This is a genomic window from Citrobacter sp. Cf116, from assembly GCF_030336505.1.
In the GTDB taxonomy this organism is placed as follows: domain Bacteria; phylum Pseudomonadota; class Gammaproteobacteria; order Enterobacterales; family Enterobacteriaceae; genus Citrobacter; species Citrobacter freundii.
Window position 1 is genome coordinate 359,174 of record NZ_JAOWEQ010000034.1, and the last position, 15,345, is coordinate 374,518.

13 protein-coding genes are annotated in these 15,345 nt (G+C 52.7%); 6 read left to right on the top strand and 7 right to left on the bottom strand.

Features of this window, described 5'->3' with window-relative positions:
* Window positions 1–33: 33 nt before the first annotated feature.
* Window positions 34–1,074 (top strand): NADP(H)-dependent aldo-keto reductase, encoded by a 1,041-nt coding sequence (locus tag OGV74_RS07105; protein WP_003033954.1) that lies wholly within the window; start codon window positions 34–36, stop codon window positions 1,072–1,074.
* A gap of 82 nt (window positions 1,075–1,156) precedes the next feature.
* Here OGV74_RS07105 and lplT read toward each other — a convergent pair whose 3' ends face one another.
* Together lplT and aas are read right to left on the bottom strand one after the other, a co-directional pair.
* Window positions 1,157–2,350: a lysophospholipid transporter LplT gene (gene lplT, locus OGV74_RS07110; RefSeq protein ID WP_003033951.1), complete on the bottom strand. Its 1,194-nt coding sequence runs from the start codon at window positions 2,348–2,350 to the stop codon at window positions 1,157–1,159.
* On the bottom strand, window positions 2,343–4,502 hold the full coding sequence (aas, locus tag OGV74_RS07115) for a bifunctional acyl-ACP--phospholipid O-acyltransferase/long-chain-fatty-acid--ACP ligase (RefSeq protein ID WP_003033949.1): 2,160 nt from the start codon (window positions 4,500–4,502) through the stop codon (window positions 2,343–2,345). Before aas ends, lplT begins: the two co-directional genes overlap by 8 nt.
* Window positions 4,503–5,099: 597 nt before the next feature.
* Between aas and galR the strand changes: the two genes are divergently transcribed.
* Together galR and OGV74_RS07125 are read left to right on the top strand one after the other, a co-directional pair.
* Entirely contained in the window at window positions 5,100–6,128 is a 1,029-nt protein-coding gene (galR, locus tag OGV74_RS07120) for an HTH-type transcriptional regulator GalR (protein ID WP_003033945.1), read from the top strand.
* 13 nt (window positions 6,129–6,141) lie between these two features.
* Window positions 6,142–7,152, top strand: coding sequence for a LacI family DNA-binding transcriptional regulator (locus tag OGV74_RS07125; protein WP_003846454.1), 1,011 nt, complete (start codon window positions 6,142–6,144; stop codon window positions 7,150–7,152).
* A 107-nt stretch (window positions 7,153–7,259) separates the two neighbouring features.
* Here OGV74_RS07125 and lysA read toward each other — a convergent pair whose 3' ends face one another.
* Complete coding sequence (gene lysA / locus OGV74_RS07130) at window positions 7,260–8,516, bottom strand: diaminopimelate decarboxylase (RefSeq protein WP_286520591.1); 1,257 nt, start codon at window positions 8,514–8,516, stop codon at window positions 7,260–7,262.
* Between the two features lie 118 nt (window positions 8,517–8,634).
* On the opposite strand from lysA, the gene OGV74_RS07135 reads away from it, so the two are divergent.
* Window positions 8,635–9,570, top strand: a complete 936-nt coding sequence (locus tag OGV74_RS07135; RefSeq protein ID WP_003033937.1) for a LysR family transcriptional regulator — start codon at window positions 8,635–8,637, stop codon at window positions 9,568–9,570.
* Here OGV74_RS07135 and OGV74_RS07140 read toward each other — a convergent pair.
* Window positions 9,542–10,249 (bottom strand): aspartate/glutamate racemase, encoded by a 708-nt coding sequence (locus OGV74_RS07140; protein ID WP_086504520.1) that lies wholly within the window; start codon window positions 10,247–10,249, stop codon window positions 9,542–9,544. The two genes, OGV74_RS07135 and OGV74_RS07140, sit on opposite strands and share 29 nt — an antisense overlap.
* A gap of 141 nt (window positions 10,250–10,390) precedes the next feature.
* On the opposite strand from OGV74_RS07140, the gene OGV74_RS07145 reads away from it, so the two are divergent.
* Entirely contained in the window at window positions 10,391–10,717 is a 327-nt protein-coding gene (locus OGV74_RS07145; protein ID WP_286520593.1) for a cupin domain-containing protein, read from the top strand.
* A gap of 196 nt (window positions 10,718–10,913) precedes the next feature.
* Window positions 10,914–11,801 (top strand): Rpn family recombination-promoting nuclease/putative transposase, encoded by an 888-nt coding sequence (locus OGV74_RS07150; protein WP_003033929.1) that lies wholly within the window; start codon window positions 10,914–10,916, stop codon window positions 11,799–11,801.
* A gap of 55 nt (window positions 11,802–11,856) precedes the next feature.
* Here the strand turns inward: OGV74_RS07150 and araE are convergent, their stop codons facing one another.
* The 3 genes from araE to kduI all read right to left on the bottom strand — a co-directional run bounded on the left by araE (window position 11,857) and on the right by kduI (window position 15,246).
* Window positions 11,857–13,275: an arabinose-proton symporter AraE gene (araE, locus tag OGV74_RS07155; protein WP_003033926.1), complete on the bottom strand. Its 1,419-nt coding sequence runs from the start codon at window positions 13,273–13,275 to the stop codon at window positions 11,857–11,859.
* A 315-nt stretch (window positions 13,276–13,590) separates the two neighbouring features.
* The gene (gene kduD, locus OGV74_RS07160) at window positions 13,591–14,352 is read right to left on the bottom strand and encodes a 2-dehydro-3-deoxy-D-gluconate 5-dehydrogenase KduD (RefSeq protein ID WP_003033923.1); all 762 of its coding nucleotides are present in this window, start codon (window positions 14,350–14,352) and stop codon (window positions 13,591–13,593) included.
* A gap of 57 nt (window positions 14,353–14,409) precedes the next feature.
* Complete coding sequence (kduI, locus tag OGV74_RS07165; protein WP_003840972.1) at window positions 14,410–15,246, bottom strand: 5-dehydro-4-deoxy-D-glucuronate isomerase; 837 nt, start codon at window positions 15,244–15,246, stop codon at window positions 14,410–14,412.
* Window positions 15,247–15,345 lie beyond the last annotated feature (99 nt).

Below are 15,345 nucleotides of genomic sequence, written 5' to 3' on the forward strand. Positions count from 1 at the left end.
TCCTTATGTCGTGATTATAAAAAGGAAACGGCTATGCAATATCACCGTATACCCCACAGCTCGCTGGAAGTCAGTACACTGGGGCTGGGCACAATGACGTTTGGTGAACAAAACAGCGAAGCCGACGCACATGCACAGCTCGATTATGCCGTAGCACAGGGCATTAATTTGATCGACGTTGCCGAGATGTATCCGGTACCGCCGCGTCCTGAAACCCAGGGTCTCACCGAAACCTACGTAGGTAACTGGCTCGCCAAACACGGCAGCCGCGAAAAGCTGATCGTCGCTTCTAAGGTCAGCGGACCATCACGCAACAACGACAGCGGCATCCGCCCGAATCAGGCGCTGGATCGTAAAAATATCCGTGAAGCGCTGCACGACAGCCTGAAAAGACTGCAAACCGATTACCTGGATCTGTATCAGGTTCACTGGCCGCAGCGCCCGACCAACTGCTTTGGTAAGTTAGGCTACAGCTGGACAGACTCCGCGCCGGTCGTTTCCCTGCTGGACACGCTGGACGCATTGGCAGAGTTTCAGCGCGCCGGGAAAATTCGCTACATCGGCGTTTCTAATGAAACCGCATTTGGCGTGATGCGCTATCTGCACCTGGCGGACAAACACGATCTGCCACGCATCGCCACCATCCAGAACCCCTACAGCCTGCTGAACCGCAGCTTTGAGGTTGGACTGGCAGAAGTGAGCCAGTATGAAGGCGTTGAGCTGCTGGCCTACTCTTGCCTGGGCTTCGGTACATTAACCGGGAAATACCTGAACGGCGCGAAACCTGCCGGTGCACGCAATACGCTGTTTAGCCGTTTCACGCGCTACAGCGGCGAGCAGACGCAGAAAGCCGTTGCGGCCTATGTGGATATCGCGAAACGCCATAATCTGGATCCTGCGCAAATGGCGCTGGCATTCGTGCGTCGTCAGCCGTTTGTCGCCAGCACTTTGCTGGGCGCCACGACCATGGAGCAGCTAAAAACCAACGTTGAAAGTCTGCATCTGGAGTTGAGCGAGGAAGTGCTGGCAGAGATTGAAGCGGTGCATCAGGTGTATACCTATCCTGCACCTTAACAGTTAGCGCCTGATGGCGCTGCGCTTATCAGGCCTACAGACAGCGTTCCCTGTAGGCCTGGTTGCAACAGCATATAACAGACTAATGGCGGCGCTGCCAAATCCACAGCGCTGCAATCGCCAGCGCAAACAGTGCACCGAACCCAATACCAATCGCTACCGCTGGGATCCCCACCAGCACCGCCAGTGAGTAAATACCCAGCATCAGTAGCATCGCGCTGTTTTCACCCAGGTTCTGCACCGCAATCGCATTACCTGCGCCGACGCTTTTCTTACCCCGCTCCTGCAGTAACGCATTCAGCGGCACCACAAAGAACCCACCACACACGCCGATAAGCATCAGCAATGCGTAGGCCGGAAGCAGCGAATGTTGAAGAGAAAAAATCAGCACCACGACGCCAATCAGGATCCCCGCAGGCATACAGCGCGACACGGTTTCCAGCGTCACCAGCTTCGCAGCCGCCCCCGCACCGACGACAATCCCGATCGCTACCATGGCATTGAGATAGGTCGGCGTGGCGTTATCGGTGATGCCGAGCGCCACCGGAACCCACAGTACCAGCAGAAAACGCAGCGTAACGCCCGCCCCCCAAAAAAGGCTGGTTCCCACCAACGAGAAGCGTGTTTCACCGTTGCGCCACAGCGAAGAGGCGGCACAGAAGAAACTGCGCGTCATTTTCCCCAGATGCCAGGACTGGCCAGGGCGAGCCGCGGCCAGTTTCGGGATATACAGGTTAGCGACCACTGCGCCAGCATAGGCCAGCGCACAGGCAGAAAGCGCGGCAATCACGTGCCAGTCGGCCAGAACGCCGCCGGCGACAGAACCGAGCAAAATCGCGGCAATGGTGGAAGCTTCCATCAGGCCGTTGGCTTTCACCAGTTTGTCGCCGGTGGTCAGTTCACCGAGAATGCCATACTTGGCCGGTGAATACGCCGCCGCGCCAATCCCCACTAGCGTATACCCGAGAAACGGATTAATGCCGAAGCAAATACTTGCCGCACCCAGCAGTTTCAGGGAGTTCGCGAACATCATCACTCTGCCTTTGGCAAAGCTATCCGCCACCTGTCCAACAAACGGCGCAAACAGAATGTAAGCACCCACAAACACCATTTGCAGGATAGGCTGGCTCCAGTCCGGATAAAATTGCTCCTTCAGCAACGCCAGCGTAGCAAACAGCAACGCGTTATCGCCAAACGCAGACAGAAACTGCGCGGCGATAACGGACATCATCCCTTTGGACCAGATTGACGTGTTAGTGTGCACTGACTCACTCATGTTGTTTTTCCGGCTCATCGACCCAGCTTTTCAGCGTAACAAAATCCGGCTTACCGCTGCCGAGTAATGGGAGTTGCTTCAGGTGGCGTATATCACGCGGTACGGCGAGTTCAGGTACGCCGTGCGCCCGCGCATACTGCTGTAGTTTTTCACGCGTGAGTTCGCTATCGGTGGTAAACAGCACCAGCGCCTCACCTTTGCTGGCATCGCTCTTGATCGCCGTGGCATGCATTTTGTCTGCTGATACCGCCAACGCCAGTTGCTCAACCATTTCCAGCGACACCATCTCTCCGGCAATTTTAGCAAAACGCTTAGCGCGCCCCTGAATCTGTACAAAGCCGTTTTCATCAAAGCGCACGATGTCTCCGGTGTCATACCAGCCGCGCTCAATCTCACCTTGCGCATTCTCTGCCGTCGGCACTTCCAGCACCCCAGGTTTTTCGACGCGCAAATAGCCGCTCATAATATTAGGGCCTTTCAGCTGTAAACGCCCACCGTCCTCAATTCCCGGAACGGCCAACAGTCGAGCATCCATACCAGGCAAAATGCGCCCTACCGTTCCCGATTTTGCCGCCATCGGTACGTTAATCGACACCACCGGCGCACATTCCGTCACCCCATAGCCCTCAAGGACACGCAGGCCAAATTTCTCCTGCCACAGTTGCTTTGTGCTGTCCTGCAGTTTTTCCGCTCCCGCAACCACATAGCGCAGGCGATGGAAATCGTATGGATGCGCGAAACGCGCGTAGTTGCCGAGGAACGTTGACGTACCAAACAACACGGTGCAGTTCCGGTCGTATACCAGCTCTGGCACAATGCGGTAATGCAGCGGGCTGGGATAAAGAAACACTTCTGCGCCAGTTAGTAGCGGCGTGAATAATCCCACCGTTAGCCCAAAGGAGTGGAACAGCGGCAGCGCCGACATAAAGCGGTCATCGGCGGTGAAATCGGCAATCGTTTTAATCTGCTCAACGTTCGCCAGAATGCTTTTATGACTGTGAACCACGCCTTTCGGATGGCCTTCTGAACCGGAGGTAAAGAGGATCACCGCAGCGTCTTCCGGCTGCTGCTTCACCTGCGCCAGATGCGGTGCCAGCAGATGTGAGAAAATCCACAGCTTATCGCTAAAGGTCACATCAGCTTTCAAGTCTTCCAGATACACCCAACGCACCTGGGTGAGCTGTTCCGGTAAATGCCAGAGTTTGCCTTTATCGAGAAACTGTCGGGATGTGAAGATCGTCTTTATTTCAGACGCAGTAATGGCGCTGGTTAATCCTTTCACACCCGCGGTGTAGTTCATCATGGCTGGAATGCGTCGACGCGCAATGGCGCCAAAAATGACCGCCGCGCTGATTCCCGCATTTGGCAGCATCAGGCCGATTCTTTCACCCTCGGTGCTGTATTTTTCCAGAATACGCGCGACAAACAGCGTTTTCGTCAGCAGTTTACGGTAGCTGTCCGGAGTGAAATTAATATCTTCAATGCAGTTTTTGCCTGCGCCAAAACGGTATTTCGCCGCCAGCAGCGACTCGTAGAGCGTCTCACGCGGACGAACCGCCATGCGTGCTTCCATCATAATTTGATGCAGCATCTCTCCGGCGATTTTACGGCGATCGCGAGCTCGCGGTGCTTCCGGCATCGGCAGTTGTGTCGGCGGTAGGATGTGTAAGCGGATGCGCGGGAAGAATCGCTGTTTAACCAAACCTTTCAGGCGGCTAAAGCGGGAAAGCTCTGCGCCCTCAATGCGCACAGGTACGACCGTCGCTCCCGACTTAGCGGCGACAAACCCGGCACCGTCATAGATTTTCATCAACGAGCCGGTGGTCGAAATACGCCCTTCCGGAAAGATAACCACCGGGCGGCCCTGTTCGACCAGACGAACCAGATGTTTAATCGACATCGGTTTGGTTGGATCTAACGGAACGAAATCAATCAGCGGGGTTAGCCAGCGCATATACCATTGCTGGCTGATCGAGGTGTAAACAGCGAAGACGGGACGAATCGGTAAAAAGAGCGCCAACAGGATGCCGTCTATAAATGATACATGGTTGGGAGTGATTAGAACGCGTTCTCCCTGTAGCGCGCTGACATCGCCCGTGACGCGAACGCGGAAAAGCACGCGAAACAGATTACGAAAAAAGCCAAATAGCATCTCAACTCCCTGTGCCATTAATTATATAAACATCAATGGTGGGAGAGTATACGAGTTGGGGAGTGGACGCGACAGGAAAGGGGTAAATTGAATCCGAAAAAAAACCTGCGCATCCGCGCAGGTTGGTGCAAGAGACAGGTACGAAGTGCGTACCGAATAATCTCACCAATCAATACCTCTGGGATCTTGATTGTGGTCGTCAGCAGCCAGATACGCCAGTGCGAAAACGCAAAGGAATGAACCCAAATGCAACGAGTTGTGTAAATTATCGGTTACTGTTACAGATAAGCTGAAGGTAAAAAAAAACCTGCGCATCTGCGCAGGCTGGTGTAATTCTAGTGATCAACCCGAAAGTTGATTTCACCTATCAATACCTCTGGGATCTCAACTCTAGCAATCTGCTCAGTTCCCTCACCAGCGAACAATCGCAACAGCACACCGCAAAGTGTAAGCAAAAATTAGCATTTTCTATTTTCTGTCTTACTTCGCTCGTGTGCGCTCACATTTGCGACGTTCTGACGGGCAATCTGCTTGAACAGCCAGCCATTTTCCGTAACACTGACGGAATGTAAGCGTTTACCCACAACAGGTACTATCATGGCGACCATAAAGGATGTAGCCCGACTAGCAGGTGTATCAGTCGCCACCGTTTCTCGAGTGATTAATGATTCCCCTAAAGCCAGCGAAGCATCGCGCCTGGCTGTAACGAGTGCAATGGAATCACTCAGCTACCACCCCAACGCCAACGCGCGTGCGCTGGCACAACAATCCACAGAGACCATCGGTCTGGTAGTTGGTGATGTGTCCGATCCATTCTTTGGGGCAATGGTTAAAGCTGTCGAGCAGGTGGCCTATAACACCGGTAATTTTTTACTGATTGGCAACGGCTACCATAACGAACAGAAGGAACGACAGGCGATTGAACAGCTCATTCGCCACCGCTGCGCAGCCCTTGTTGTCCACGCAAAAATCATCCCGGATGCTGAGCTGGCATCACTAATGAAGCAAATCCCCGGCATGGTATTAATTAACCGAATTCTGCCAGGATTCGAACAACGCTGCGTTGCCCTTGATGACCGTTTCGGCGCATGGCTGGCGACCCGCCACCTCATTCAACAGGGCCATACACGCATTGGCTATCTGTGCTCCAATCACACAATTTCAGATGCGGAAGATCGTCTGCAAGGCTATTACGACGCGCTGGCAGAGAGCAATATACCGGTCAGCGATCGCCTGGTAACGTTTGGTGAACCGGATGAAAGCGGCGGTGAACAGGCGATGACCGAGTTACTTGGTCGTGGCAAAAACTTCACTGCGGTAGCCTGCTACAACGACTCAATGGCGGCTGGTGCCATGGGCGTATTAAATGATAACGGCATTGATGTACCGGGAGAAATCTCGCTGATTGGTTTTGATGATGTGCTGGTTTCCCGCTACGTGCGCCCGCGTCTGACCACGGTGCGCTATCCGATCGTGACGATGGCAACCCAGGCTGCCGAACTGGCGCTCGCGCTGGCGGAGAAGCGCCCCGTGCCTGAAATTACCCACGTTTTTAACCCAACTCTGGTGCGTCGCCATTCCGTTTCGACGCTGACAGAGCCGGGGAATTCATCGTCAAACGATTAACCAGGATAGCGTTATGACTACGATGTTGGACGTTTCACGACACGCAGGCGTCTCAAAAGCGACCGTTTCGCGCGTACTGAATGGCACGGGTCAGGTAAAAGAGAGCACGCGCCAGAAAGTGTTTAAGGCCATGCAGGCACTTGATTATCGGCCTAATTTTTTAGCGCGATCTTTGGCAAACCGCACCAGCAACAGCATTGGTCTGGTGGTTTCTACATTTGATGGATTCTACTTTGGCCGGCTGCTGCAACAGGCTTCACGCCAGACGGAATCTCACGGCAAGCAGTTGATCGTCACCGACGGACACGACACACCAGAGCGTGAGCAGGAAGCCGTGCAAATGCTGGCGGACAGGCAGTGCGACGCCATTATTCTCTATACCCGCTATATGAGTGAAAAAGAGATAATGTCGCTGATGAACAGCATCGCTATGCCCTTGCTGGTCATCAACCGTGATGTCAGCCAGGCCCGCGATCGCGCGATTTTCTTTGAACAGGAAGACGCGGCCTATCAGGCGGTCAATTATCTTATCTCCCAGGGCCATAGCGATATTGCTTGTATCACTGTGCCAGGCCATACCCCGACCGGTAAATCCCGCCTGATGGGGTATCGTAAAGCGCTGGAAAAAAACGGTATTCCCTGGAATCCCGACAAGGTCAAATACGGCGATTCCACGATGACACGAGGCTATGAAGCCTGTCGTGAACTGCTGGAGGAAGGGGTGAAATTCAGCGCATTGTTCGCCTGTAACGATGACATGGCATTAGGCGCATCAAAAGCGTTACATCAGGCCGGGCTGAGGATCCCAACGGACGTCTCACTGTTTGGTTTTGATGATGCACCCAGCGCCAAATGGCTGGAGCCGGGGCTGTCTACCGTTTATCTGCCGATTGATACCATGATAACCACGGCAATCGACCAGGCTATCCGGCTGGCCAACGGTGAGAGCGTCGAGCCAATCCCACCGTTTACCGGCAAACTGGTACTACGTGACTCAGTAACGCTCGGGCCGTACTTTAAGTAATTAAATGCCGGATGGCGGCACAAGCGCGTTATCCGGCCAACAGGCCCCACAGTTAATTTCATAGGCCGGATAAGCGTAGCGCCATCCGGCATTTCACCACGCTGTAATCAGATTAATTCCAGCGCTAGCAGCTCATCAATGGTCTGGCGACGGCGAATCAGCCGCGCCACGCCGTTATCGAACAAAACCTCCGGCAGCAGAGGACGGCTATTGTAGTTTGACGACATAGACGCGCCGTACGCCCCGGTATCATGCAAGACCAGATAATCACCCGGCACCACCGCAGGCAACAGACGGGTTTCCACATTTCCGCCCTCCTGCTGGGTAAACACGTCGCCAGATTCGCACAGCGGCCCGGCCACCACGGTTTCCCGTTGCGGGGTGTGTTCCAGAGAGCGACTATCCCCAGCCAGCGCGGAGATATGATGATAGCTGCCGTACATCGCCGGGCGCATCAGATCGTTGAAGCCCGCATCGATCAGTACAAAGTGACGGCTACCCATCTCTTTTACGCTGCGTACCTGTGCTACCAGCACGCCGGCTTCTGCGACCAGAAAACGACCCGGCTCTATCTCAAGCGCGACCGGGTGACCCAGGTATTTAGCAATCTGCTCACGCGCAGCGTTCCACAATCCAAAGTAGTGATCGGTATCGATCGCCTCTTCACCTTCGCGATACGGGATTGATAAACCGCCGCCCGCAGAGATCGCCTCCAGATCCTGATCAAATTCAATTACCTGACGCACCATCGCACCACACACCTGCTCCAGATGCGCGTAGTCCACACCAGAACCAATATGCATATGAATCCCCACCAGCTTCAGCTTGTAGCGCTGAATCACCTCCAGCGCCGCGGGAAGATCGCTATACCAGATCCCGTGCTTGCTGTTTTCGCCGCCGGTATTGGTTTTCTGACTGTGTCCATGCCCAAAGCCAGGGTTTACGCGTAGCCACACGCGATGGCCCGGCGAGACCTGACCCAGTTGTTCCAGCATATCCACCGACCCGGCATTTACCGGAATGCGCAATTCATGCACCCGCGCAAGCGTCGCTTCATCAATCATATCGGCGGTAAAGACGATTTCATCTTTCCCCGGTACAAAACCTGCCGCTAGTGCACGTTCAATTTCGCCAAGCGAGACGGAATCAACCTTTACGCCCTGCTCGCGCATCAGGTGCAAAATATGAATATTCGAACATGCCTTCTGGGCAAAACGCACCACGTCAAACTGACTCATTTTGGCAATCTGGGCGCGTATAATCTGCGCATCATAGACCCACACCGGGCAGCCGAATTCGGCAGGCAGGCGCAGCAGGTTGTCGGCGGTCAGGTCAGTGTCTGTGTTGTTGAGTGGGCGTGGCATGGTGTACTCCGGCATTGGCTTTTTTATGATTACGCCACAGCCCGAAAAGAATAAAAAATATCGTTTTATCGTGAGTCTATGCAAAAATGATATGGATTGGTTCATTCGAGGATTGCCCATGCCCGCCGTTAACCTGCGACACATCGAAATTTTTCACGCCATCATGACGGCAGGCAATCTGACGGAAGCCGCGCGCATGCTACATACCTCGCAGCCCACCGTCAGTCGGGAACTGGCCCGATTCGAGAAAGTACTGGGATTAACGCTGTTTGAACGCACGCGTGGCCGGCTGCACCCAACCGTGCAAGGGTTACGTCTGTTTGAAGAGGTGCAACGTTCGTGGTATGGCCTGGACAGAATTGTGAGCGCCGCCGAAAGCCTGCGCGAGTTCCGCCAGGGCGAATTGTCGATTGTTTGCCTGCCGGTATTCTCACAGTCCTTTTTACCGCCACTACTGCAGCCATTCCTCGCACGCTATCCGCAGGTCAATATTCAGATAGTGCCGCAGGAGTCACCGCTACTGGAAGAGTGGCTGTCGGCTCAGCGCCACGATCTGGGGTTAACGGAAACGCTGCATACGCCTGCCGGAACAAAACGCACCGAATTGCTGGCGCTGGATGAAGTGTGCGTGCTGCCCCAGGGGCATCCGCTCACTAAGAAAGCGGTGTTAACGCCGCAGGATTTTCAGGGGGAAAACTACATCAGCCTGTCACGGACCGACAGTTACCGTCAGCTACTGGATACCCTGTTTAATGAGCACCAGGTGAAGCGCCGTATGGTGATTGAAACCCATAGCGCCGCTTCAATTTGTGCAATGGTGCGGGCAGGCGTGGGGATCTCGGTGGTAAACCCACTGACCGCGCTGGATTACGCCAGTAGCGGGGTCGTCATCCGCCGCTTCAGTATTTCGGTACCCTTTACGGTCAGCCTGATTCACCCACTTCATCGCCCCGCCTCGGCGCTGGTTGATGCTTTTACGGCGCATCTGCAGGACCATCTACCAAGTCTTATTGACCCGCTGGAGGCTATTTTGCATCCACAACCGAAAGCATAAATGCCACCGCATCTTGCGCATGGATTGCCGCGGTGTCGAAAACCGGTAGTGGGCTTAGCTCGGCGGGAACCAGCAGACCAATCTCAGTACAGCCAAATATCACCCCTTGCGCCCCCTGTTTCGCCAGTTGGTCGATGACGCCCAGGTAATCATCGCGGGAAGCCTCGCTGAACTCACCGAGACACAGCTCATCGAAAATAATCTGGTTTATTTTCTGACGGTCATCAGCTTCAGGAATCAGCGTGCTAATGCCAAATTCAGTCTGTAAACGACCGCGGTAAAAATCCTGTTCCATGGTGTAGCGCGTACCCAGTAGCGCCACGTTGCTCATCTGCTGCTTTTGTATCGCCCGCCCCGTCGCGTCGGCAATATGCAGGAACGGCACATCACAGGCGCTTTCAATCGCCTCAGCAACCTTGTGCATGGTGTTGGTACACAGCACAATCCCTTCCGCACCCGCCTGCTGTAACCCCAGCGCCGCCTGCGCCAGAATATCGCCTGCTTTATCCCACTCACCGCGACTCTGGCACAACTCAATCTCATGAAAATCCACGCTGTGAAGCAGGATCTGCGCTGAATGCAGGCCGCCCAGGCGCTGTTTTACCCCTTCATTAATGAGTCGATAATAAGGAATGGTAGATTCCCAGCTCATACCGCCTAACAGACCGATCGTTTTCATCATTTCCCCTGACTCGTTGTTGTCTCTCCAGTGAACCAAAGATGTGATCAACTTTCCACATCTGTTGGCGTGCATTTCTTTTTTTAATTTTCTGATATAGGTTTAATGAAACATTGTTTTAATTAATTACAGGAAGGCCGGATGTTTATTTTTCATAAAGAGACCACGCTTGACGATCTGGGCAATGGCGTTACCCGGCGCATTCTTGCTCACGACGGTAACATGATGGCGGTTGAGATGAACTTCGAGCAAGGCGCGATAGGCCCGATGCACAATCATCCGCACGAGCAGCTGACTTACGTGTTGTCCGGTGAGTTTGAATTTACCATCGGCGAAGAAAAGCATGTCGTTAGGGCGGGCGATACCCTGTATAAACAACCCAACATTATGCATGGCTGCGTCTGTTTAAAACCGGGAACGCTGCTGGATACCTTTACGCCCATACGCGAAGATTTTCTACACGGGTAATTTCGTTGTTCTCAAGCCGTGCTACTGACCGGTTTGAGAACACGCTAAAATGCGTACTCAGTTCCCTAAAAATGAATACGTTACAATGTGGGGCATTTTCCTTCGATACCAATTCGCATAAGCATTAATCACCCGATGCGTCTCGCCATGTGGGCGATTACAGTCACGTTATCTTAATTAACGGTGACGGATCGCCATGACAAAAATGACAACATCCACTCCACATGACGCAGTCTTCAAACAGTTCTTGTACCATCCTGATACCGCAAGAGATTTTCTGGATATCTATCTTCCATCAACCTTGCGGGAGCTATGTGATCTGCAAACACTAAAACTGGAATCAGGCAGTTTTATTGAGGATAGCCTGCGAGCCAGCTACTCCGACGTACTGTGGTCATTAAAAACAAATGAAGGCGATGGGTATATCTATGTTGTTATCGAGCATCAGAGTTCGCCAGACGCTCACATGGCATTTCGGCTAATGCGCTATGCAATGGCCGCAATGCAACGCCATCTGGATGCTGGCCATAAAACATTACCTTTGGTGATACCGATGCTGTTTTATCATGGCGCACTCAGCCCCTACCCCTTTTCACTCTGCTGGCTGGATGAGTTTGACGACCCCATAGTGGCACGACAGCTATACTCAGCAACATTTCCGCTGGTAGATATCACCGTAATACCCGATGACGAAATTATGCAACATCGCCGTATAGCACTGCTGGAATTGATGCAAAAACATATCCGCAAGCGTGATTTAATGGGATTAGTGGAACAACTGGTCTCGTTGCTGGCTACGGGATACGCTAATGACAGCCAGCTCAAAACGCTATTTAATTACATGATGCAGTTTGGAAATACGCCTCACGTAGATAAATTTATCCGTGAAGTCGCTCAGCGGGTACCACAGCAAAAGGAAAGTCTGATGACTATTGCGGAAGTGTTGCAACAAGAAGCCAAACAACAAGAAGCGTTACGCATTGCCCAGATGATGTTAGCGAATGGTATTAGCCATGAAATTATACTAAAGATAACCGGGCTGTCTGCTAAGGATCTCCTCGCAAGGCAGGCGGCTCCACACTGAAATAAGTAGTAATGAGAGCCCGATAATCAGTTGTTCTATCGGGCTCCCTGCTCACTTACACGCCAATATCTCTTAACTTCTCACCTGCCATCAGCTTACGTTCGATATGCTCAAGCGTGACGTTTTTGGTTTCTGGAATCAGCCAGAACGTAATACCGATAAACACGACGTTCAGCGCAGTATATAGCCAGAACGTGCCGGCGGCGCCAATGCTATCGAGCAGCGTCAGGAACGTTGCGCCAATGATCATGTTCGACACCCAGTTGGTGGTGGTGGAGCAGGTAATACCAAAATCACGGCATTTCAGCGGCTGAATTTCCGAACACAGGATCCACACCACCGGCGCGGCGCTCATCGCATAGCCTGCAATACACATCATCGTCATGCCAACTGACAGCCAGGATAGTCCACTGGAAGCCGTGCCGTTATCAAACTGCATCAGGCAATATCCGAGCACCAGCGTCCCGATGGCCATTACGCTGAACCCAATTTTCAGCGCCGGTTTACGTCCTGCTTTGTCGACCGTGAAGACGGCAATAAAGGTAGCGAACATAAACGTTAAGCCAACCACCAGCGTGGCAATCATCTGCTGCTCTGTGGTGGTAAAACCCGCCATTTTGAAAATGCGCGGCGCGTAATACATGATGATGTTCATCCCGGTGAACTGCTGCATCGCCTGCAGTAACATCCCAAGAAAAACTGCGCGGCGCACGTTACGGTTAATTTTAAACAGCGCCCAACCACCCTGCTTCAGCTTCAAGCTTTCACGGATTTCGTTCAGCTCATCGCGGGCCTTTTCTGACGTATCGCGCAGCATGCGCAATACTTCTTCAGCTTCAATGTGGCGACCTTTTTCCGCCAGCCAGCGCGGGCTGTTGGGCAGGAACACAACCAGAATAATCAGCAATACAGCCGGAAGCGCCAGCACGCCCAGCATAGCGCGCCAGTTACCGCTGTAGCTGAACGCGGTATCAGACAAAAAGGCCAGAACGATGCCCAACGTCACCATCAGCTGATACATACTGATCATCTTGCCACGCACGTTTTCGCTTGCCATTTCAGAGAGATAGAGCGGTGCGGTGTAAGAGGCGATCCCCACCGCAACGCCCAGTACCACGCGGGCAAAAATGAGCATTTCTACGCTGGAGGCAAACGCCGAGCCCAGAGATCCGACGACGAAAAGGATCGCCCCCGCCATCAGACTGTATTTACGTCCCAGGCGGAATGACAGCCAACCGTTAAACAGCGCACCAATTGCCGCGCCCAGCATCATGCTGCTGACCACCCACTCCTGCAGGCGGCTGGTCAACACAAAGTGATCGGTGATGAAAGGCAACGCCCCGGCAATCACGCCAATATCCAGGCCGAATAACAACCCTGCGACAGCCGCAGAGATAGAAACAAACATATTCATACGTCGCGTATCGCGCACTGGGCGCGGCGCTAAAGCAGCATCATTATTTATTGAGACCATTTTTTCCTGCCAGATACAGAGTAACCATGCCATTGAAAGTAAGGGATCCCTTGCAGGAAGCGTCAGGCGGGAAACGGCAAAAACATGGATTAAATAGCTACACCACATCGTTATGTGATGGATATTCCAATTTTAAAATTTACCGACAATCACTCAATTAAATTTAATTTATTGATATTAAAGAATATTAAAAATAATAAATTGATACACATGAAATTTAATATGGAATAATTTATAACCACAATATGGATTTTAATGATTCAAAAGTAAAAAAAACCCTGCCATTTAGCAGGGTTTGTTGGCTCTGGAAAGCAATTAACGCGCCAGCCAGCCGCCGTCTACCGCAACGGTATAGCCGTTGATATAGTCAGATGCGCTGGACGCCAGGAACACGACAGGCCCCATCAGGTCGCTCGGCAGACCCCAACGCCCCGCCGGAATACGATCGAGGATTTCTGCGCTACGCTGCTCATCAGCACGCAGCTGTTGAGTGTTATTCGTCGCCATGTAACCCGGTGCAATCGCGTTGACGTTGATGTTATGTTTTGCCCACTCGTTCGCCATCAGACGGGTAACACCCATTACGCCGCTTTTAGACGCGGTGTAAGACGGCACGCGGATCCCGCCCTGGAAGGAAAGCATAGAGGCGATGTTGATAATTTTACCGCCGTTACCCTGGGCGATAAAGTGCTTCGCCGCGGCCTGAGACATAAAGAACACGCTCTTAATGTTCAGGTTCATCACGTCATCCCAGTCTTTTTCGCTGAAATCGATCGCATCGTCACGACGGATAAGACCCGCGTTGTTGACCAGAATATCGATATGGCCGAATTCTGCCACTGCGCGCTCCAGCAGCGCCGGAATACCGTCGATTTGACGCAGATCGGCGGTCAGGCTTAAAAAACGGCGGCCCAGTGCGGTCACACGTTCGATGGTTTCTGTCGGTTCAACAATGTTGATACCGACGATATCGCAGCCCGCCTCAGCCAGGCCCAGCGCCATACCCTGACCCAGACCGGTGTCACAACCGGTCACAACGGCGACTTTACCTTCAAGAGAGAATGCATTCAAAATCATTGTAAATCCTTAATTTTTTATAATGCCCGCCGCAGCAGGCACGGCTGTCGCCCGCAACTAGCGCAGATCTTTTACTGCAACATGGTCCATATCATCAAAGACCTGGTTTTCGCCTACCATGCCCCAAATGAACGTATACGCTTTTGTGCCGACACCGGAGTGAATAGACCAGCTTGGAGAAATCACCGCCTGCTCGTTGTGCATCACAATATGACGCGTTTCCTGAGGCTGCCCCATCATGTGGAAGACGCAGGTATCTTCTTCCATATTGAAGTAGAAATAGACTTCCATACGACGTTCATGGGTATGACACGGCATGGTGTTCCACAGGTTACCCGGTGCCAGTTCAGTCAGACCCATGCTCAACTGGCAGGTTTCCAGAACATCCGGCACAAAGTATTTGTTGATGGTACGACGGTTACTGGTGAGGTTATCGCCCAGCGTCACTGGCGCAACGTCTGCAGGCGTGACTTTCTTAGTTGGGTAAGTCGTGTGGGCCGGCGCGCAGTTGTAGTAAAACTTCGCCGGTTTTGTCGTATCAATACTGGCGAATACCACCTCTTTTGCCCCTTTTCCGACGTACAGCGCGTCGCGATGGCCAATTTCGTAGCACTGACCGTCAACGGTAATCGTGCCCGGGCCGCCGATATTGATCACACCCAGCTCACGACGTTCGAGGAAATAGGTTACGCCCAGCTGTTTGCCGACTTCGCCACCCACAGAGACGGTTTTGGCCACTGGCATAATGCCGCCAACAATGATGCGGTCGATGTGGCTGTAGACCATGGTGTATTCATCTGCGACAAACACTTCTTCGACCAAAAACTCATTACGCAGCCCCTGAGTGTCCAGGGTTTTCGCATGCGCACTATGGATGCTTTGTCTTACGTCCACATTTACCTCCAGTGATAAATTGACCGTGAATGCTTAAACGAATAGCAAAACGCTGTTCCGTTTTATCTTATGCACTCATGATATTCCTCCCTGAATGTG